This window comes from Mycobacteroides sp. LB1 (assembly GCF_013449725.1).
Lineage (GTDB): Bacteria > Actinomycetota > Actinomycetes > Mycobacteriales > Mycobacteriaceae > Mycobacterium.
The window spans coordinates 753965-772595 of record NZ_JACCFF010000001.1; the positions used below are offsets into that span (position 1 = coordinate 753965).

General features: G+C 63.0%; 24 protein-coding genes and 1 other RNA gene. 12 read left to right on the top strand and 13 right to left on the bottom strand.

The genetic code is table 11. The features are described from left to right. Positions 1-97 precede the first annotated feature (97 nt). Positions 98-523, top strand: coding sequence for a helix-turn-helix domain-containing protein (locus tag MLB1_RS03885; protein WP_180748381.1), 426 nt, complete (start codon positions 98-100; stop codon positions 521-523). Then, on the top strand, positions 520-1035 hold the full coding sequence (locus MLB1_RS03890) for a DUF1990 domain-containing protein (RefSeq protein WP_180748382.1): 516 nt from the start codon (positions 520-522) through the stop codon (positions 1033-1035). The genes MLB1_RS03885 and MLB1_RS03890 overlap by 4 nt, the downstream gene beginning before the upstream one ends. On the opposite strand, the gene MLB1_RS03895 is transcribed toward MLB1_RS03890, so the two are convergent. From MLB1_RS03895 to MLB1_RS03910, 4 genes are all read right to left on the bottom strand, one after another. Further along, positions 1032-1940, bottom strand: coding sequence for a LysR family transcriptional regulator (locus MLB1_RS03895; RefSeq protein WP_180748383.1), 909 nt, complete (start codon positions 1938-1940; stop codon positions 1032-1034). The genes MLB1_RS03890 and MLB1_RS03895 overlap by 4 nt on opposite strands. A 74-nt stretch (positions 1941-2014) precedes the next feature. Then, positions 2015-3595 (bottom strand): LCP family protein, encoded by a 1581-nt coding sequence (locus MLB1_RS03900; protein WP_180748384.1) that lies wholly within the window; start codon positions 3593-3595, stop codon positions 2015-2017. Between the two features lie 120 nt (positions 3596-3715). Beyond that, positions 3716-4135, bottom strand: coding sequence for a nitroreductase/quinone reductase family protein (locus MLB1_RS03905; protein WP_180748385.1), 420 nt, complete (start codon positions 4133-4135; stop codon positions 3716-3718). Positions 4136-4163: 28 nt separating this feature from the next. Then, positions 4164-4781, bottom strand: a complete 618-nt coding sequence (locus MLB1_RS03910) for a TetR/AcrR family transcriptional regulator (RefSeq protein WP_180749677.1) — start codon at positions 4779-4781, stop codon at positions 4164-4166. A 58-nt stretch (positions 4782-4839) separates the two neighbouring features. On the opposite strand from MLB1_RS03910, the gene MLB1_RS03915 reads away from it, so the two are divergent. The 6 genes from MLB1_RS03915 (at position 4840) to MLB1_RS03940 (ending at position 8216) form a co-directional block, all read left to right on the top strand. Then, complete coding sequence (locus MLB1_RS03915) at positions 4840-5481, top strand: class I SAM-dependent methyltransferase (protein WP_180748386.1); 642 nt, start codon at positions 4840-4842, stop codon at positions 5479-5481. A gap of 103 nt (positions 5482-5584) precedes the next feature. Next, complete coding sequence (locus MLB1_RS24235) at positions 5585-5941, top strand: hypothetical protein (RefSeq protein ID WP_180747720.1); 357 nt, start codon at positions 5585-5587, stop codon at positions 5939-5941. A 146-nt stretch (positions 5942-6087) separates the two neighbouring features. Further along, complete coding sequence (locus MLB1_RS03925) at positions 6088-6441, top strand: NUDIX domain-containing protein (RefSeq protein ID WP_255485711.1); 354 nt, start codon at positions 6088-6090, stop codon at positions 6439-6441. Between the two features lie 100 nt (positions 6442-6541). Then, a complete protein-coding gene (locus MLB1_RS24000) occupies positions 6542-7369 on the top strand; it encodes a hypothetical protein (RefSeq protein ID WP_255485809.1) in 828 nt (275 codons plus the stop codon). Next, positions 7366-8022, top strand: coding sequence for a hypothetical protein (locus MLB1_RS03935; RefSeq protein ID WP_180748388.1), 657 nt, complete (start codon positions 7366-7368; stop codon positions 8020-8022). Before MLB1_RS24000 ends, MLB1_RS03935 begins: the two co-directional genes overlap by 4 nt. Positions 8023-8042: 20 nt before the next feature. After that, positions 8043-8216, top strand: coding sequence for a hypothetical protein (locus tag MLB1_RS03940; protein ID WP_180748389.1), 174 nt, complete (start codon positions 8043-8045; stop codon positions 8214-8216). 50 nt (positions 8217-8266) lie between these two features. Here the strand turns inward: MLB1_RS03940 and ssrA are convergent. Then, positions 8267-8635: a transfer-messenger RNA gene (gene ssrA / locus MLB1_RS03945) on the bottom strand. Between the two features lie 123 nt (positions 8636-8758). Here ssrA and MLB1_RS03950 point away from each other — a divergent pair. Next, a complete protein-coding gene (locus MLB1_RS03950) occupies positions 8759-9328 on the top strand; it encodes a hypothetical protein (protein ID WP_180748390.1) in 570 nt (189 codons plus the stop codon). Here the strand turns inward: MLB1_RS03950 and MLB1_RS03955 are convergent. Both MLB1_RS03955 and MLB1_RS24005 read right to left on the bottom strand, forming a co-directional pair. Continuing rightward, a complete protein-coding gene (locus tag MLB1_RS03955; protein ID WP_255485583.1) occupies positions 9325-10887 on the bottom strand; it encodes an NAD(P)/FAD-dependent oxidoreductase in 1563 nt (520 codons plus the stop codon). The genes MLB1_RS03950 and MLB1_RS03955 overlap by 4 nt on opposite strands. A gap of 54 nt (positions 10888-10941) precedes the next feature. Next, complete coding sequence (locus MLB1_RS24005) at positions 10942-11547, bottom strand: TetR/AcrR family transcriptional regulator (RefSeq protein ID WP_255485584.1); 606 nt, start codon at positions 11545-11547, stop codon at positions 10942-10944. 81 nt (positions 11548-11628) lie between these two features. Between MLB1_RS24005 and MLB1_RS03960 the strand changes: the two genes are divergently transcribed. Next, the gene (locus MLB1_RS03960; RefSeq protein WP_180748391.1) at positions 11629-12093 is read left to right on the top strand and encodes a DUF2834 domain-containing protein; all 465 of its coding nucleotides are present in this window, start codon (positions 11629-11631) and stop codon (positions 12091-12093) included. Between the two features lie 9 nt (positions 12094-12102). On the opposite strand, the gene smpB is transcribed toward MLB1_RS03960, so the two are convergent. From smpB to ftsE, 3 genes are read right to left on the bottom strand one after another with little or no spacing between them, the layout of a single operon-like run. Continuing rightward, positions 12103-12582, bottom strand: a complete 480-nt coding sequence (gene smpB, locus MLB1_RS03965) for an SsrA-binding protein SmpB (RefSeq protein ID WP_180748392.1) — start codon at positions 12580-12582, stop codon at positions 12103-12105. Continuing rightward, a complete protein-coding gene (ftsX, locus tag MLB1_RS03970; RefSeq protein WP_180748393.1) occupies positions 12579-13481 on the bottom strand; it encodes a permease-like cell division protein FtsX in 903 nt (300 codons plus the stop codon). Before ftsX ends, smpB begins: the two co-directional genes overlap by 4 nt. Then, complete coding sequence (ftsE, locus tag MLB1_RS03975) at positions 13482-14171, bottom strand: cell division ATP-binding protein FtsE (RefSeq protein ID WP_180748394.1); 690 nt, start codon at positions 14169-14171, stop codon at positions 13482-13484. Positions 14172-14344: 173 nt separating this feature from the next. Here ftsE and MLB1_RS03980 point away from each other — a divergent pair, with 173 nt between their 5' ends. After that, positions 14345-14551 carry a hypothetical protein gene (locus MLB1_RS03980; RefSeq protein ID WP_180749678.1) on the top strand — a complete coding sequence of 69 codons (207 nt, stop codon included), beginning with the start codon at positions 14345-14347 and terminating at the stop codon, positions 14549-14551. Positions 14552-14675: 124 nt separating this feature from the next. On the opposite strand, the gene MLB1_RS03985 is transcribed toward MLB1_RS03980, so the two are convergent. The 3 genes from MLB1_RS03985 to MLB1_RS03995 are packed head-to-tail and all read right to left on the bottom strand — an operon-like array spanning position 14676 to position 17743. Then, on the bottom strand, positions 14676-15707 hold the full coding sequence (locus tag MLB1_RS03985; protein ID WP_180748395.1) for a mechanosensitive ion channel family protein: 1032 nt from the start codon (positions 15705-15707) through the stop codon (positions 14676-14678). Continuing rightward, positions 15700-16803 carry a peptide chain release factor 2 gene (gene prfB / locus MLB1_RS03990; protein ID WP_180748396.1) on the bottom strand — a complete coding sequence of 368 codons (1104 nt, stop codon included), beginning with the start codon at positions 16801-16803 and terminating at the stop codon, positions 15700-15702. The genes MLB1_RS03985 and prfB overlap by 8 nt, the downstream gene beginning before the upstream one ends. Positions 16804-16852: 49 nt before the next feature. Beyond that, positions 16853-17743 carry a helix-turn-helix domain-containing protein gene (locus tag MLB1_RS03995; RefSeq protein ID WP_180748397.1) on the bottom strand — a complete coding sequence of 297 codons (891 nt, stop codon included), beginning with the start codon at positions 17741-17743 and terminating at the stop codon, positions 16853-16855. A 112-nt stretch (positions 17744-17855) separates the two neighbouring features. Between MLB1_RS03995 and MLB1_RS04000 the strand changes: the two genes are divergently transcribed. After that, positions 17856-18521 carry a short-chain dehydrogenase gene (locus tag MLB1_RS04000; protein ID WP_180748398.1) on the top strand — a complete coding sequence of 222 codons (666 nt, stop codon included), beginning with the start codon at positions 17856-17858 and terminating at the stop codon, positions 18519-18521. Positions 18522-18631 lie beyond the last annotated feature (110 nt).

The window sequence follows — 18631 nt, forward strand, 5'->3', positions numbered from 1 at the left end:
TCGTTGAAGTCCTCTTCTGCCGGTATACGCCCAGTTAGTTGGAAATCACAACTAACTGTGACCAGGTGCATACCGTGCTAAGTTGGGTTTCAGGACTATGAGAGATTGTTCGATAGCCAATGCCCTCGACGTAATCGGGGAACGCTGGACCCTGCTGGCCCTGCGCGAGATGATGCTGGGCAATCGGCGCTTCGACGAGATCGTCCGCAACACCGGCGCCAGCCGCGACATCCTGGCCACGCGGCTGCGCAAGCTCGTGGACGCAGGCGTGCTGGAGAAGCGTCAATACGAACAGCACCCTCCCCGCTACGAATACCTACTCACCGAATCCGGGCGCGCCCTCCGGCCGGTACTGTTCGCTCTCATGGAGTGGGGTGACAAATTCGCCACGGAGGGGCCCCCACCGAGCGTCTGGGAGCACCGGTGCGGCTCGGCCTTACATGTCCAACAGGTCTGCGAGAACTGCGGCGAGGCAGTGTCATTCGATGACCTCACGCCGCGACGACTGGGACGGGTGCGATGAGTGGCGAACCGTTGACGTATGAGCCTGCGGATGCAACGCGCCCGGGCGAGAGCACGTGGTCCGCTACGCCGCCCACGCTCCGACGATTCGAACAGACCGTCACCATCGGACATGGCGAGGCCGCGTGGCAAGAGGCCTCACAAGCGGTGCTGAACTGGGGAGTCAAGCGGCGCAGTGGTTTCCGGGTAGACCCGGAGGCCGCCGTGAGTGAGGACGCCGAGTTCCAGATCACCTTCGGATGGGGCCCGCTCGCCGTCCGCGAGCCGGTGCGCATCGTGGCCGTGGCCGATACCGACCACCGATGCGGGTTCGCGTACGGCACGCTACCCGGGCATCCGGTGTCGGGCGAAGAGGCATTTATCGTGCACAGGAACATCGAGGGCACTGTGTTTCTCACGCTGCGCTCATTGACCCAGCCCGCACCGTCCGGATTCTGGCGGCGGGTGTTCCCGGTACTCCTGTTGGCGCAGCGGGTTTTCCGCCGTCGTTATCTCCGGGCGCTATCGCCTTAATCGACAGACGCCGCGAGATCGACCAAGGCCCGCGCCGGTCCCGCCGGCGGGACTCCCGGTTTCCATACCGCGCGGAATTGACGGGTGAACACTGTGCCGTCGGCAAGCGTCACTTCATGGAGAGTTCCCGCCGACAGCTCGGGTGCCGCGATGAGTCGGCTGATCACCGCGGGTGCCAATCCCGTTGCCGCAGCGGCCTTGATCGCGGCAGCGGAGCCGAGCTCAGCTGCCGGGGTCGCAGGCTGACACACCTCGCTCAACGCCTCCCACACGGTGTCGCGGGTTCCGGAGCCGGGCTCTCGCATGAGCAACGGAGTTGTCGCAAGTTCGCGCAGCGTCACGGGTTTGCGTCGCCGAGCCCATGTGTGCGCCGGCCCCACCACAATGACCAGCTCGTCGGCGCCCAGCACTTCCCCATCCAAACCGGCGGGCGCATGTGGCCCCTCGATGAATCCGAGGGTCGCATTTCCACCCCGCACCAGCTCACATACCTGCTGTGTGTTGCCGACTTCGAGCGATACCGCAACATCCGCATGCCGCGAACGAAGAGCCGTGAGCCACAGCGGTATCCGATGATCGGCGATGGTGCGCGAGGCGGCAACGACCAGACGCGGCGCTTGGCCGGAATGCAGGGCAGCCACACCAGTGACGAATTCTCGGGCCGCCGCAAGGACCGGAGTGGCATGGCCGACTACCGCAAGTCCAGCATCCGTCAGCCGCGACCCGGTGGGGCCGCGCTCCAGCAGTACCAGCCGAAGGCGACGTTCCAGCGCTCGGATTCGCATGCTCGCAGCGGGTTGTGAAATGCCATGCTGCCGTGCCGCCGCACCAAGGCTGCCCGTCTCGGAGACGGACACCAACAGGTCCAGCACACCGATGTCGGGGGTGCCAGGAGGAAGAGGCATAAGCACAGTTTATGGGGTCTTGCCGAGGACGTGCGTGCATTGCGAGTCTGCTTCCGCGCGGGCGGCTGATCAGTTCACTTGACGCAGGCGACGCCGTCCGCACCCATCTGGCTCAAGTCGGTGGGCACGGGCGCCTGAACACCGGTTCCCGTCGCGGCAACCGCGGTCATGACGTCGGCGGAATCGGCATCCGCTGACGAATCACCCTTCTTACCCGCGCTGTGATGTGCGATGTAGTCGTCCACAGGGAATTGCGATCCCACGGTCAACTGAACGGTTCCAGGTGCGACCGCACCGGATTCCGTCATGGGCAGGTGCAGTTGATCGGCAAGCACCTGCGCGCCCTCTTGGGCATCCGAGCCGTACACAATCGAGCTCTCGGTCGACATGACCTCTGCCGTCGACGCACGACCGCGCGTGAATCCCCTGGCGGTAAAGGCATCTTCGAGTGCCGCACCCAGCCCGTCTCGCTCGGTCGCGTTGACCACATTGAGCACCGCAGGAGCCGAAAGAGGAGCCGCCGGGGACGCTGCAGCCACAGTGGGCGGGGCGGGGGCGATACCGGCGGAGAAACGGTCGTGGACGATCCGCCGGATCGTTGGGAGGTCGACGATGTTGACGTCCGAGCCGTTGGAATCCTGGCCGAAGTCAGAAATGGGCAGCGTATAGAACGACGTCGGTCGTTTGGTCAATTGCGAGGCACGCGCGGCGAAGTCGACAATGTTGAGCCCGGAGTCGATCGCGACGTTCTCGTGCGCAACATTCAGAATGTTGCGTATCGCCGCGGGGTTCGACATCACCCCGCCCTTGCGAACCGCAGTCAACAACGACACGAGGAAGGCCTGCTGACGACGGGTGCGGTCCATATCCGTGAACGACCCGTCGTTTTCGTCACGCCGTTGCCTGACGAATGCCATCGCCTGGGATGCGTCGATCTGCTGGACGCCTTCGCGGAAGTTGGCGCCGGAGAACTCATCGACCGTATCGTGGTTCAGGCACACCGAAATAGGCTGCACCGCCTTGGCGATCTGGAAGAACGCGGCGAGGGTCACTTCCACGAAGTGGTCGATCGTCACACCCAAAAAGTCGCGCACCGTATCGATCTGGGCCTTGCGCCCTGCCTCACGGGCGGCCTGCTCACGCGCGGTCAGATCGTTGGCGCCCGCCGCGTCGGAGCTGCCGTTCGCCTGCGCATCCAACGCCTGCTGGTAGGCAAATCCGTAGGCCTGCTTCACCTTGCCCTTGCATACCGACCCGGGGCAACCCGCCAGGTCCACATAATCGTCACGCGGGATCGACACCGCAGTGATGGGACCGTCGTTGCCCGGGATATGCACCACAATCAACACATTCGCGTTGTACCCGCCCGACGTCTCGTCACCGGCGTGCAGCGCGTCATACATCTCCTGCGGCAGCGGCTTCCCGTTTTGGTCGAGCCGGCTGTCCAGCCCCATCAGCAGGATGTTCTGGTCCTGGCCGACGGGAGTAAGCACTCCGGGCAGCACATGCGACGTGATGATCTGCCCCACCGTTGTGTTGTACCCGGCCCAGCCAAAGCCCGTGATGGCCATGACAAATGCCGCAGCGATACCGACGACCAGACGCCCCTTTTCCAGCACCCAGCGCTGCGCCTGACCAGACTGTAGTTCGCCCATAACAATTGACCATTGTTCTGGACGACTCGTCCAAAACCCGGCAAGCACGCATCGGATTCCGCGGCGAGTCCCCACTCGCGCCTAGCTGTGAGGTACTTGTGAATCCATCACGGCCACCCGCTAATCCGCGCGGATAAGCCCCAGGATCGGGATAACCCGGGTGGTCTTGCGCTCGTACTCGGCGAAGTTCTCGTAGCGCTCCGCCTGACGGGCGTAGACCCGGTCGCGTTCCGCACCCACCACATCGCGCACGGTCACCGGGTAGTGGCTGCCGCCAGCCTCCACCGACACCTTCCCGGGATGGGCGAGAGCGTTGTAGTACCAGCCAGAGCTGTGGTCGCCGCCGTTGTTGGAGGCGAAGACGTAGAACTCGCCACCGTCCTCCCCCGGTTGATAGGCCATGGGATTTTGCCTCGACTCGCCGGACTTGGCCCCCACGGTGTGCAGGATGAGCATGTCGAATTGAGCAAAGAAGCCTTCTGCGCCACCGGTATCGCGGATCTGGTCGATCACATTGGCGTGAAAGTCGGTTTCGGTCATGACAGATTAAATGTCAATTCAACTGACATTATTTCCGGCGAGCCAAGAAATCTTCGACGAGCCAGTCGAGGAACTCGTCGCCCACCGCCTCCCCCGTCACGATCACGCGGTAGTACAGCGGCGCCACTAGCTGTTCGGCTAGACGAGCGATATCCACGTCGGCGGGCAGCTCTCCTCGCGCCACCGCACGGGCGAACGGAATCTGGTCCCGCGCCTGCTGTTCACGCAGATAACGAGCCCGGAAAGCATCCGCAAGCTGTGGGTCATGCTGCGACTGGCCAATGAGGGCCCGGAACACCGCACCCGCATCATCGGCCATGAGGAACAGCGCGGTGACACCCAGGTGGTGCCGCAGATCGGCTTCAAGGCTGCCGAGATCGGGCGGGTCGAGCTGGAGCGCAGCGTCTTCGAGGAAGACGTCCATCAGCACGTCAGCCTTCGAACCCCACCATCGGTAGACGGTCTGCTTGGCGACACCCGCCGCCTTGGCGATGCCTTCCATGGTGACCCCGGCATAGCCCTTGGCGACCAGTAGATCGTCGGCAGCGTGAATGACGGCCTCGCGAGCGGTGTCACTGCGGCCATGCCGGTTTCCGAAATGACGGCGCGCGTCGTCGGCCTCGCGGGGCTTCGCCGTCTCGTTCACAACGTTCATCGAATCACCACCCTAGACTAGACGAGACGTTGCGTCTATTCTAGATATCATGACAACAACACTCCATGAATCCGAATTCGCCGCGATCGTCGACCGACTCTTCGAGAACGCCTCGCACGACGCGCCGCCCGTCGACCGGGACACCTTCCACAAGAAATCCGTCGAGGAACGCGTCGAGCTGTTCCAGAACACCTACGTTCCCGTCGCCCCCGATGGCGGTCGGCTCCTCTACAGCCTGGTCCGCGCCGTCAAACCGAAGACGATCGTGGAGTACGGGTTGTCGTTCGGGATCTCCACCCTGCATTCAGCCGCAGCCGTTCGCGACAACGGTTTTGGCCGCATCATCACCACCGAGATGAGCACCGCGAAGATCGCCGCCTCGCGCGCGACATTCGCCGAGGCCGGAGTGTCCGACCTGATCACCATCCTGGAGGGCGATGCCCGCGAGACGCTGAAGACGATTGAGGGTCCGATCGAATTCCTTCTGCTGGACGGCTGGCCCGATCTCGACCTGCCGATCCTCAAGATTCTCGAGGACAAGCTGGCGCCGGGCGCGCTCGTCATTGCGGATAACGTCGGATTCGAAAGCAGCAAGCCGTATTTGGAGTACGTCCGTACGCCAGAGAACGGCTACGTGAGCGTGTCGTCTCCTATCGGGGAATGCATGGAGCTCAGCACTCGTTGCGGCTAGTGAACCGTATGTCCCGAACGTGAAACATAAGCGCTGGCGGCGGTCGTCTCGCCAAAGCCTCCCGCCGCCAGCGCCTTCAGAACCACTCCACGAAAGGTGTGGCATGTCCAAATCTACCTTCGGCCTGTCGGCGGCCGCATGTACTTCGCTCGCGTTGCTGTGGGCCGCGCCCGCTGCCGCGGGCCCCAAATCGCCTCAAACGCCCAGCGAACTCGGTGCCGAGCTCCAATCGCAGGGCTATAAGGTTCAGTACGAGCGAATCGGCAACTGCGCCTTGGACAGCGGATCGGTTGTCGGCACCCGGATAGGGCCGGCCGTGTGGGCAGATACGACCACACAAACCAAGGCCGGTGGCGGTGTGGGTGACGGTGCCGGCACCCGCGGAGGCGTCACCTGGTCACATGACATCGACCATCAGATCGCCTACATCACGGTGGCGTGCAAGCGCACGGCGAAGTAAAGGGCAAGCTACTTCATGTCCCAGGCTCCCAAGGCTCAAGACTGTGAATCGAATACAGCTTCTATGCTGGCAGCGTGCGCGCGAGCGAGGCCATACCCACGATTAAGGTCAGCGCTGTCGTGCTGCGAGATGACCGCGGAGCGGTTCTGACCGTCCGGAAACGTGGCAGCACACGGTTCATGTTGCCCGGCGGGAAGCCCGACATGGGCGAAAGCGCCGAAGAGACCGCCGTGCGTGAAGTCCGTGAAGAGCTCTCGATAAATCTGGAGCCGACCGCACTGCGCCTAATCGGAGTCTTTAGAGCCGAAGCCGCGAACGAACCCGGATTCGACGTTGAGTCAACGGTATTCGAGCATCCGCCGGTGCCGGTCAGTCAGCCTGCGGCCGAGATCGTAGAGCTGCGCTGGCAGTTACTCGAAGAGCCATACCCTGCAGATCTCGCGCCCCTACTCGCCGAGCACGTGCTTCCCGTCCTGGCCCAGCGCCAACCACGGGTATGAGGGCGCCAAGGAAACCCCTGAACCAAGAAGCCCCCCGAGCATCTCGGGGGGCTTCTTCTCTACCTTCGGCCTGTCGGCGGCCGCATGTACTTCGCTCGCGTTGCTGTGGGCAGCGCCCGCTGCCGCGGGCCCCAAATCGCCTCAGGCGCCTCGCGAACTCGGTGCCGAGCTCCAATCGCAGGGTTACAAAGTTCAGTACGAGCGAATCGGCAACTGCGCCTTGGACAGCGGATCGGTTGTCGGCACCCGCGGAGGTGTCACCTGGTCACATGACATCGACCATCAGATCGCCTACATCACAGTGCCGTGCAAACGGGAGGCCAGCCGCAGCGTTGCCAGAGCATCCTCTGCCGGTACTATCGTCAACATGGGGGCAAACATGCTGACTTGGGGCGGGGCGCTACTGGCTGGCTTGGTCTTCAGCCCAGTGGCGAACGCCGACAACGTGCCTGATCTATCCGATTTCACACGTGACGATGTCGCGGGCTATCTAACGGCACCGGTGCAGCCGGGTCGCGATCCGATGTTCTCGCTACAGTTCCGAACCGAGGATGGCTTGTTCTGCAGCCTAGTTAGTCGAAGTCTCGTCTGTACCCGCGACGATGGCACACTGCCCGGAGTGCTACCTCCCCCACCGGGACGCATCACCTACGCGCAGTTGGGGCTCAATGGATCCGGATTCGGGCAAACCCAGCGATGGGTCGACCAGAACGGACATTCCGTCGACCTGCGGAACGTATCATCGGCGAGGCTACTTCCAGCGCACCATAAGATCACCATCAGCTCCGATAGCCCGGACGCATATCCTCGCCTGGTCACATGCTGGGCGGACGAAGGCAGCATCGCCGGCTGCTACAGCGCCGACCAGACTTACCGATCGCAGCTGATCGTCTTCAGCGGTGACGAAGCCCCGAGGTTCCGACCATGAGGCGATTCCTTTGGGGCACAGCGGGCCTGGCAATTCTGGCGGTAGCCGTCATCGTGAGTCCCCAGGCCCACGCTGCACCGGATCTGTCGGGATACTCCCCGGTGATCGCCAAGAGCTACCTGGGCGAGTACTCGCCGTACTTCCGCGGAAGAGGTGGGTTCGATGTGTACGCCTTCAGCACCGATGACGGGTTGATCTGTCAGATCTCGTACAAAGACGTGATCTGCGGGCGCGTCGACGGCTCGCTGCCGGGGATGCCGGCTGCCTCGGTCAAAGATGGCTACGACCTCAAACTGACATTCGAGAAGGGCGGCGAGGTCACTCCGTTGGGGTTGCTCGGATTCGACCAAGACGACAACAGCAAGCGGGTCAACGGCTCTATCAGCCGATGGAAGGACCGACCCGATCTGCGATTACCCGCACGCCACAAACTGACGATCGCCGGTGAGGTGAGCCGCTACCCGAGCTATTTCTGGGTCGTCAAGGCCTCGAAGGACCCGACACACTCGACGGATGCCGAACAGGCCGAGGCCAAAAAGGCATTCGAGGCCGCCTGGGTCACGTGTGCGACGGACGGACAAGGCATGACCACCTGTCAGAACTCGCTAGGCAGAGGGTTCGCGATTTCGGAGAACGAGCTGACGTTGTACTGAACGCTGACAAGAACCTGATTGTGGTGCTCGGCCACGCCGACTACTACCCACGTTTCGGATTCACGCCAGCATCCGCCGTCGATATCACGGCAGGATTCGACGTCCCCGATGAGGCCTTCCTGGCCCTCGCGCTCGACCCCGAACGTGAGACGCCGCGTGGCCAGGTCACCTACCCGCCGGCGTTTGAGGTCTGACCGCAGGCACAAAATCAGAAGACCCCCCGAGCATCTCGGGGGGTCTTCTTCTGTGGAGCTGCCGGGAATTGAACCCGGGTCCTCCGGCCTGTCCTTAAGGCTTCTCCGTGCGCAGTTCGTTTTGTCTCTACTCGGATCTCTCAGTCCCACGAACAAGCCGAGATGACGATCCCAGCCGCTGTTAAGTGTCCCGGTGGTCTCCGCGGCCGAAACCACCGGTTGATCCCGCTAGCTGATGCCAGGGTCCGGGCCGCGGGAGCTCCCGGTCTGACAGACACGCAATCGCTTAGGCAGCGAGTGCGTAGTCGCGCTGATTTGAGTCGGCGCTTAATTGGTTGCAATGACGCTTACGGTGGTCTCTTGCCTGCACCGGCACGCTTCCCTTAATTCGATGCGCGAAGTCGAAACCCTTCAGCCCCTCGCATTCCCTCCGAACTTCGGTGGGACACTCCATCCTACCGCCGCATGTCCACGAAGCCACCTAATTACCGGCCCGCGCCACGGTAGCGTGCTCGGGATCACCGAACTTCGGGAGTAACACCATGCGAATGCTGCCCCCCATCTGTGCCATCGTCACCGCCGCCGCAACCGTCTTCGCCGGTCAGGCGTCCGCGGACCCGGCGGTGCCCAACCTTGACGGCTACGCGCCGGTCGAGGCCACCGCATTCGAGACCTACTCTGCGTACGCCACCTCGGGCGTGCAGTTCCTCACCCCGGACGGCCTGCGGTGCCGCATCACCTCGAACTCCCGGGCCACCGGCCTCGACGGCACGTGCTGGGGCAAGCTCCCCGGTGTCGCAGGCGACGAGAACATCGCCGCGGTGTCGCTCAATACCCCGGCCGCGAGCCTGACCCACATGCCCGACCTCGGCCAGCAGGAGATTGTCGCGCGGCCCGATGCGTCACCGGCCGGCCCCGCGCCCGTCGACCCCAGCGCCTATCGCCCGCTGACCCCCGGCCAGAAGATCACCTACGGCCTCAAGACCACCGACAAGATGATCACGTGTGGTGTGGGCGATCAACGCGAGACGATCTGCATCCTGCCCAATAACTTCACGGGCGACGGTCCGCACGGATTCGTGCTGTCGCCGACGGGCAGCCGAGCCTTCTAACCGGCGTCCGCGAGTACCTGCAGGGCGGCGTTATATCCGGGGATGAAGGAAATCGCCGGTCCTCCATGGCATCCTGCACTCCCGAGATACAAGCCGTCGACAGGCAAAGGATGGTCACGGTATCCGCGCGGCCCCGGCCTGTTGGGGCCGATTTGGTCCGCATGAACCAGCCCGAAGCAATAGTCGCCGCCCGGCGCCCCGAACATGGTGCCCATATGCCGCGGCGTGAAGGTGGTGTGCCGCAGCATGATGTCCTTGAAATTAGGAGCCAGTCGGGAAATCTTGTCGATCACCCGCTGCCCCATCTCCGTCTTCATCTCCCCGTATCGGGAGTGTTCCGTTTCGACAGGGAACCACAACGCAAACGCAGAGGCCGCGTGCTTACCGTCGGGCGCCAGCTCTAGGTCATGCAACGACGGGATCTGGAACACCACGGCGGGATCGGCGGGCACAATCCCCCGGCGGCAGTCTTCCCACTGGGTCTGCAGCTCTTCGGGTGTGCTGTAGATGCCAACCGTCGACTGCATCTCCGGATCGTTGAGATTCTCGTATGGCGCAACGAACTCCGGCAGCGCATCAAGAGCGAAGTGCATTTGCAGATAGCTGCCACGATGGTCGACGCGCGCGAACCGGTCGCGCAGATCCGCGGGCACCGCCGAGGGCTCCAACATCTCCACGACGGTGAGATCGGGCGCCACACACGAAACAACCACCGGTGCAGTGATTGTCGATCCGTCTTCCAAGCTCACCCCGGTCACTCGGCCGTCGGCAGTGAGGATTTCGGTCACCTTGCTGCGCAGGCGCACCTCACCACCATGAGCGGCGAAACGGTCATGTAGATGAGATGTCAACGCACCAATACCGCCACGGAGCTTCTTCATCTGCAAGGCGTTCGAGTCCGGCATCGCCAGCCCGAAGGCCAGCGCGGCTGCGCTACCCGGGGTATCCGGTCCGCGGTAGGTCATATTGAGCGCCAGGAATGCCAACATCCCGCGCAGCACACCGTGCTTCTCCTTGTCCGGGAAGTACCGATCCAACACATCGGTCACCGATCCGAAGAGCATCTCATTGATGCTCGAACGCTCGAATTCGTTTGTCGCGCAGGCATACATCTCGTCAAATGTCTTGGGCAACTGCCCCACCTCGAATCGACCCAGCGCCCTCGTGGGCGCCTGGCTCCATGCCATGATGCCCGCCATGCCGTTAACCGCCTCGGCACCGTGAACCTCGTTGAGATGAGTCAACAGCTTCATCGGATCGCTGTAGTAGATGAGCGGCTCGTCACCGATCCCCCTGAGCGCTACGGAAACAACATCGAGGTCGACGGCCGGCAAGGTGTCAAGCCCTAGGTCATGACTGAGGACAGCCGATGTCGGAAATTGGACTGATCCGGCGATCTCGAATCGGTACCCGTCGAACAGCTCCACCGTCGAGGCCATGCCACCGGCATACAACTTGGCGTCAAGGCATACCGTGCGCAGTCCCGACTGCTGAAGTTTCGCCGCGGCGGTGAGTCCGTTGTGCCCCGCACCGATCACGATCGCCTCGAAGTCCGCCATCACCCCACGTTGACACGGCCCGTCAAGTTTTGTCAATAGTGACAAAACTTGGTTTCAGGACATATCGCCGATTCCCGCCTTCAGGAAATCCAGCGCGGTGTGACTCAAACGCGCAAGCTCCTCAGGCGAGCGATCCTCCCCGAGCATCCACGCGTCCATGGCGCCGAAGACCGCCGCCGCGATACACCGCGCCGTCACGGTATTTTGCAGGCGCACATCGGGATTGGCGGCGACGCCGTGATCGCGAACGAGATGCCTCTCGATTACCTCGGCGAATTCGGCCTCCACCTGACGAATATGCCGCACGATGCGCGCTCGGTCGAGTTCCTGGTTACGCAGCGTCGCGATCTTGACCACCGCGTCGACGTCATAGGGGGCACCGAAGATCGCAGACTCCACCGATTCGATGACCGGCTCACCCGGCGATCGCGCATCCAGGGCGCTGCGGAACCACTCCAAGCCGAGGTCGTAATCCAGAAAAAGCAGATCATGCTTGGACTCGAAGTGGCGGTAGAAGGTACGCAGCGAGACACCCGCGTCTGCCGCTATCTGCTCGACCGACGTCTCCTCAACCCCTTGGCCGAGAAAACGCACCATTGCCGCCTGCCGCAGCGCGGCGCGGGTCCGCTCGCTGCGCACGGTCTGGGCAGGCCTCACCATTCCCGAAAGGTACCCCAAGGACGGCCGAAGGCAAGTTATGTCACTATTGACAAAACTGCCACTCGCTGCGAGGCTCCGAAAATGATCTCGCTGATCGTCCACGCAATCCTGGGAATCGCCGTCATCGCGCTCATCGTCTCCTCGAACCGGACGATATTCGCCCGGCCTGCAACGGGTCCCGCGTTATCGCTACTCGAGGTCGGCTACTACATCGTCGGTATCGCATCCATCGCGCTGGGTTGGTACTTCAACATCCGATACGTCACCGAATACCACGTGTCCAACCCCGTGACGGGGTGGATCGACTACATCAAGCTGATGTTCGTCAACCCGGCGGCGGGCTCGGCCAGCCAGGACTACACCATCGGCAACGTGATACTGCTGCCCCTCATGACCATCATCGACGGGTACCGCCGTGGCATCCGACGCCCATGGCTTTACTTCGTCTCCAGCCTCTTTACAAGCTTCGCGTTCGCCTGGGCCTTCTACCTGATCACCGTCGAACGGCAACGCAGGCAACAGATGCCGCAACCGGTGGCCACGTAATCCGCCGGGTCACATGCCTTTGGCGCGCCGGCCCAGTTCACGGGTGATCTCACGAGAGGCGTCCCGCTTGGCCATGTCCTGACGCTTGTCGTGTGCCTGCTTACCCCGCGCCAACGCCAGCTCGACCTTGACCTTGCCGTTCAGGAAGTACAGCGACAGCGGCACCAGCGTCAGGTTGCCATCGCGGATCTTGTCCAGAAGTTGATCGATCTGTGCTCTGTGCAGCAACAGCTTCCGGTTCCGCAGCGGCGCATGGTTGGTCCAGGTGCCCTGCACATACTGCGGGATATGCAACGCACGCAGCCACACCTCGCCGTCGTCGATGGTGGCGAACGCATCCGCCAGCGACGCCTTGCCCTCGCGCAGGGTCTTGACCTCGGTGCCGACCAGCTGGACGCCCGCCTCGTACACATCGAGAATCGAGTAATTGTGCCGCGCCTTGCGATTGGACGCGATGATCTGGCGCCCGTCGGTCGGTTTCTTACTCATCGTCGTACGTACAAACGGAGCGTCGCATAGGCGGTCACTCCGGCCAACAGGATGCCCAGCGCCGCCATCTGGATGGCCGCGAGGAAGACGTCGCCATAGGTGATCGGCGCGATCAGATTGGCCTGAATGAACTGTTGCAGAGCGCCATTCAGAATGGTCACCCGCGCCACGATCAGACCGATCACCGCCAGTGCCACGCCGGTAAGCGCAGCGATGACCGCTTCTAACAGGAACGGCAACTGTGTGTACCAACGGGTGGCACCCACCAAACGCATGATGCCCACCTCGGTGCGCCGCGTGTATGCAGCGACCTGAACCATGTTGGCAATCAACAACACCGCGCCCACGGCCTGAATCAGCGCGATCATGAACGCCGCATCCCGCAGGCTGTTCAGAACCGCGAACAACCGGTCGATGAGATCCTTCTGGTTGAGCACGCTCTTGACACCGGGCGTACCGACGAATGCCTCGTCGAAATCGGCATGCTTCTCCGGCTCCTTGAGCTTGACGATGAACGAGGCCGGGAACGCGTCCTTGCTCACATCCTTCATCAGGTCTTTGAACTGTGGCAGCCGCTTCTCCGCATCGGCGTACGCGTCGTCACGATTCACGAAACGCACCGACTTCACGTCGGAACGCTTCTCGATCTCGTCGCGCAGACCCTTACAGATATCGCTGCTGCAGCTGGTATCGCCGGCCGACAGATCCTCGGTGAGGAAGATCTGCGTTTCCACCCGGTCCAGGTAGATGGCTTTCGAGTTTTTGGCCAGCGATATCACCAGCAGACCACCGCCGAACAACCCGATCGCGATAGCGGTAGTGATGATCATCGCCACCGTCATCGTCACATTGCGACGCAGGCCGGTGAGGACCTCGTTGAACAGGAATCCAAAACGCATTTATCGATCCACTCCGTAGACACCGCGCTGCTCGTCGCGGATCAGCTTGCCCAGTTCCAACTCGATCACACGCTGACGCATCGAGTCGACGATGTGATGGTCGTGTGTCGCCATCAACACGGTGGTGCCGGTGCGGTTGATCCGCTCCAGCAGCGCCATGATGTCCTCACTGGTCTCGGGGTCCAGGTTTCCGGTCGGCTCGTCGGCCAACAGCACCAGCGGACGGTTCACGAAGGCCCGCGCGATACCGACGCGCTGCTGCTCACCGCCGGACAGCTCCGAGGGCAGCCGGCTGGCCTTACCGGTCAGGTTCACCATCTCCAGCACCTCGGGCACGATCCGGTTGATGATGTCGGTCTGCTTGCCGATCACCTCAAGCGCGAAGGCCACGTTCTCGTAAACCGTCTTCTGCTGCAGCAGCCGGAAGTCCTGGAAAACGCAGCCGATGCTCTGCCGCAGATGCGGGATCTCCCGACCGCGCAGCTTGTTGACGTGGAACTTGGAGACCTGGATCTCACCCTTGCTGGGCAGCTCCTCACCCAGCAGCAGCCGCATGAAAGTCGACTTGCCCGACCCGGAGGGTCCGATGAGGAACACAAACTCACCCTTGTCGATCTCGAGGCTCACATTGTCCAATGCGGGCCGAGCCGACGATTTGTAGAGCTTGGTTACCTTTTCGAGGCTGATCACGGCACGCCAGTCTAGCCGGGAAAGCCGTGATGACCCTGACGCCGCACTATGGAGCGGGAGAGGAAGGCTGCGGAGGAGGCACGCCCGGCAGCGGCGGAAGCTGCGGCGGGACCAGCCAGGGCGGTAACAGACCCGGCGGCTGAGGTGCCGTCGTCGTCGGGGGTGTCGGCGGCATTCCGCTGGGCGTCAACGTCGGGAACGTCGTGACGATCGTGTTGGTCGGCTCCGTCGTCGTCGTGGTGGGCGCAGTGGTGGTCGTCGGACGCCACGTGGTGGACGGCACGGGCCGCGGTGCGGGAGTGGTGACGCTGGGCTTCGGCACCCACGTATATCCGGGGGGCGGCTGTGGCGGCGACGGTTCCGGCCGGGTGACGTCGTAGAGCCAGGTCGCCCCGATGAGAGAGACGATCAGCACGGCCGTGGACGTCCTGATCCGAATCTTGTCGCGGAATTTCTTGGCGCGGGACAGAATCCTTTCCATCAGCGCGCCCTCGCCGGGTTCACTCATTCGAGATCACTCCGCTTCACGACCGGCTGCGGCTTGGTGTCGACACCTTCGTCGCGACCGTCGTCGCGCTTGGCATCACGTTTCAGCTCACCGGAGCTCGACGACGACATCGTGCGCACCACCGGGCGGCTGTCCCCCACCAACGCGACACCTGCCTTAGCCAGGGCCGCAATCACCTTGGCGCGTAACCGCCGTCCCACTTCGAACTGCTTACCGGGCAGCGACCGCGCCACCATGCGCACGTTGACCCGGTCCACCTCGATGCTCTCCACACCCATGAGTGACGGGGCATCGAGCAGCAGCTGCGAGAGATCGCGGTCTACGAGCGCCTGCTGGCAGACGTCGTACAACACATCGTTGACCCGGGCCAGGTCGACGCTCGTGGGCACCGGGATGTCGACGACCGCGCGTGCCCAATCCTTGGAGAGGTTGACCGCCTTGACGATCAACCCGTTGGGGATGGTGATCACCTCGCCCTCGGTCGACCGCAACTTGGTAACCCGCAGGGTGACCTCCTCGACGGTCCCTCGGGACTCGGTGGTCTGCCCCTGCACATACAGCTCCACAAGATCACCGAAGCCGTACTGCTTTTCGGTGATGAGAAAAAACCCGCTCAACAGGTCCTGGACGACACGCTGCGCGCCGAAACCGAGCGCACCGCCCAACACCGCGGCCGGACCCGCCAGCCCGCCTATCGAGATCCCCAGGACCCCAACGACGTGCACGGTGGTGATGACGACGACAAGCACCACGACAAACCAGGAGACCACCGAAGCGAGCGCCTGCCGGTGCTTGCTGGCTTCCGAACGGACCAAGGCGTCGCTTTGGGTGAACGAGCGGTCCAGCCGACGGGTGAGCTTTTGGGCACCCCAGTTGATGAAGCGGATCAGAATGACCGCACCAAGCACGGCAATGACGATCCGCAAACCGTTGTCGAGCAGCCAGCGTCCAACCTGGCTGGACCACAAGGTGTTCCAGCGCTCTGCTAGGCGAAGACTCGCCGCACTGAACTCAGCGGCGCTAGTCATCTCGCCGATTGCGCCAGCGGATCCCGGCCTCGAGGAATCCGTCGATGTCCCCGTCGAGCACCGCCGCGGGGTTGCCCACCTCGTGCTCGGTACGGAGGTCCTTCACCATCTGATAGGGCTGCAGCACGTACGAGCGCATCTGGGTACCCCACGAGCTACCACCGTCGCCCTTGAGCGCATCCATTTCGGCACGCTCCTCATGGCGCTTACGTTCCAGCAGCCTGGCCTGCAGCACGCGCATCGCCGCGACCTTGTTCTGCAGCTGCGACTTCTCGTTCTGACAGGTGACGACAATGCCCGTCGGGATATGCGTGAGCCGCACCGCCGAGTCGGTGGTGTTCACCGACTGCCCGCCCGGTCCGCTCGATCGATAAACGTCAACACGCAGATCGCCTTCGGGAATGTCGATGTGATCGGTCGTCTCCACCACCGGGAGCACCTCGACATCGGCGAACGAGGTCTGCCGCCGACTCTGGTTGTCGAACGGGCTGATCCGCACCAACCGGTGCGTGCCCTGCTCCACCGACAACGTCCCGTAGGCGAAGGGTGCATGCACGGCGAAGGTGGCGCTCTTGATACCCGCCTCTTCGGCGTAGGAGGTGTCGAACACCTCGATCGGATATTTGTGCGCCTCGGCCCAACGGATGTACATGCGCATGAGCATTTCGGCCCAGTCCGCGGCGTCCACGCCGCCGGCGCCGGATCGGATGGTGACCACGGCCTCGCGCTCGTCGTACTCGCCGGACAACAGCGTCCGGACCTCCATTGCCTCGATATCCTCGCGCAGCTTGGCACGATCGACATCAGCCTCGGCAGCCACCGAGGCGTCATCACCTTCTTCGGCAAGCTCGTACAGCACCGGCAGATCATCGAGGCGCTGCCGTAACGCCTCGACCCGCCGCAGCTCGCCCTGCGCATGCGAGAGCTGGCTCGTCACCTGTTGAGCGTGAGCCTGGTCGTCCCACAGGTTGGGGTCGGCGGCGTTTTCCTCGAGCGTCTTGATCCGGCTTCGCAGGCCGTCGACGTCGAGAACACGCTCCACCGTGGTGAGAGTCGTGTCGAGGTCAGCGATATCGGCTTGGCAGTCCAGATCCACAACAGTTCAGGCTACCGGGCAGATCGTGCCGCCCACTCCAACCCGATGTTTACGTGCCGACACCCTGCCTGCCGTGGGTGATCGAGGTGATGTGGTCGGCGCTGAATCTCAGCCGATTGCCCGCGTCCGCGACCTCGGCTTCGGTGAGGCGGTCGGGGGTTCCCAACACGCTGAGCATTACCGCCACCTCCCCGTCGCCGCCGAAGACGGGTGCGCCGAGAAACCCGATCCGTCGTGGCTCGCTGAAATCGATCGGCTCGCCCATCCGCGCCAGCAGGGCCGCGAGCATCGATTGGATGGTGTCGAGCCTCTCGCCGACAGAGCCGTGGCGGGCAGCCGCGCCGTATTGCAGGTAGAACTTGTCAACGCGATCGCTTTGCACAGACGCGAAATAGCCTTGCCGGCGAATGCCGGCCAACATGGCTTGCATCCCGCCCCACAGCTCGTCGGTGATCACCTGAGTCGCCCGCAGCAGCCATCGACGCACCGCGTCCTCCGGCGCCCAGGCCATAAACACCAGACCGGCAGGCGCGGCGAGCCGAATACGTTGCCCTACCTGGTAACTGGCACCGGCGGGCGATCGACCGTGCGATGCGATCACCGCGACGTCCTCTCCGGCAATCATCGACGCCGTACACGCCGTACCGAACTGCGTGGCGAGTTGCTTCACCTCCGCATCCACCACGTCGGCGATCTCAAAGCGCACCCGTGCCGCGTGACCGGTGATCAGCATGGAAGGACCGATGGAATACGTCTTGTGGCGGGGGTGGCGGACTATGTACCCGCCCTCCGTGAGCGCCTGAAGTATCGCGAGCGTGGATGCGGGATTGACGCCGACGGCCTCAGCGATCTCGGTCATCGACAGCGGCTGCGTGGGTCGACCTGCCAGGTAGTCGAGGATTTCGGTGGCACGCACAACGGCGGGTGCAGGCTTCGTCATTCGCACCCCAATCGGATCATCGCGCTGCTAATATTCGTTGGTATTTGATATATCGAATTTGACGAAGAAATGCAATATTTAGCCGCCTAGCTACCTGGGGGACCCGCTCCACATGTACTCCTTCGGGCAACAGCTAGCCGCTCTACCAAAATCAGAGTATGGCCCGTGGGCCGTCATCGCCGCTGGAGAGACCGAAACCGCGGCCGCATTCGCACGCCATATCGCCGCAAACGGCATCAACATCGTCCTTGCGGCACACGGCGGGAGAGCCGATGCGTACACGCTGACCATGACTGCCGGCGTGAGTGTCCGAACCACCTCTCCCGACGTCTTCACCGGCGAGCTCGCCGTGGCCACCGACGATATCGACGTGGGTCTGCTGGTATGCGTCACCGACCAGGATGCCGCCGGTGGCCGCTTCGGCGAATCCGACTTGAACCGAATGCGCACGCTCTATCTCACCCACCGGTTTGGGCAGAGAATCGCCGACCGCGGCGAGGGCGGCGTCATCATGGTGAGATCACTGGCAACACAAGGAATTTTCCACCACACCCAGCCACGCAACGCCGATTCGACGTTCACGTCGGGCATCCAGGATGACCTGCGCCGGCAAGACGTAGAGGCTGTCCTGTTCGACGATTATGTACCGCATCGGCCCGCGATGGATGCCGACGATCTCGCACTGATGGCATTGGCCCGGCTCGGACGGCGACGACACCGCCATTGTCGTCACGAAGTCGACCAGACGGACATCCACTCAGCACGTCGAGTCAACTGACGCCTTCCCCCATCGAGCCTGTATTCAGAGCGCGATCTGAGCCGGAACCTCGATCGCACCGCAGTCTCGTCGGGGTCTCCCCAACCAAACTGACGCACTGGTAAGTTCCT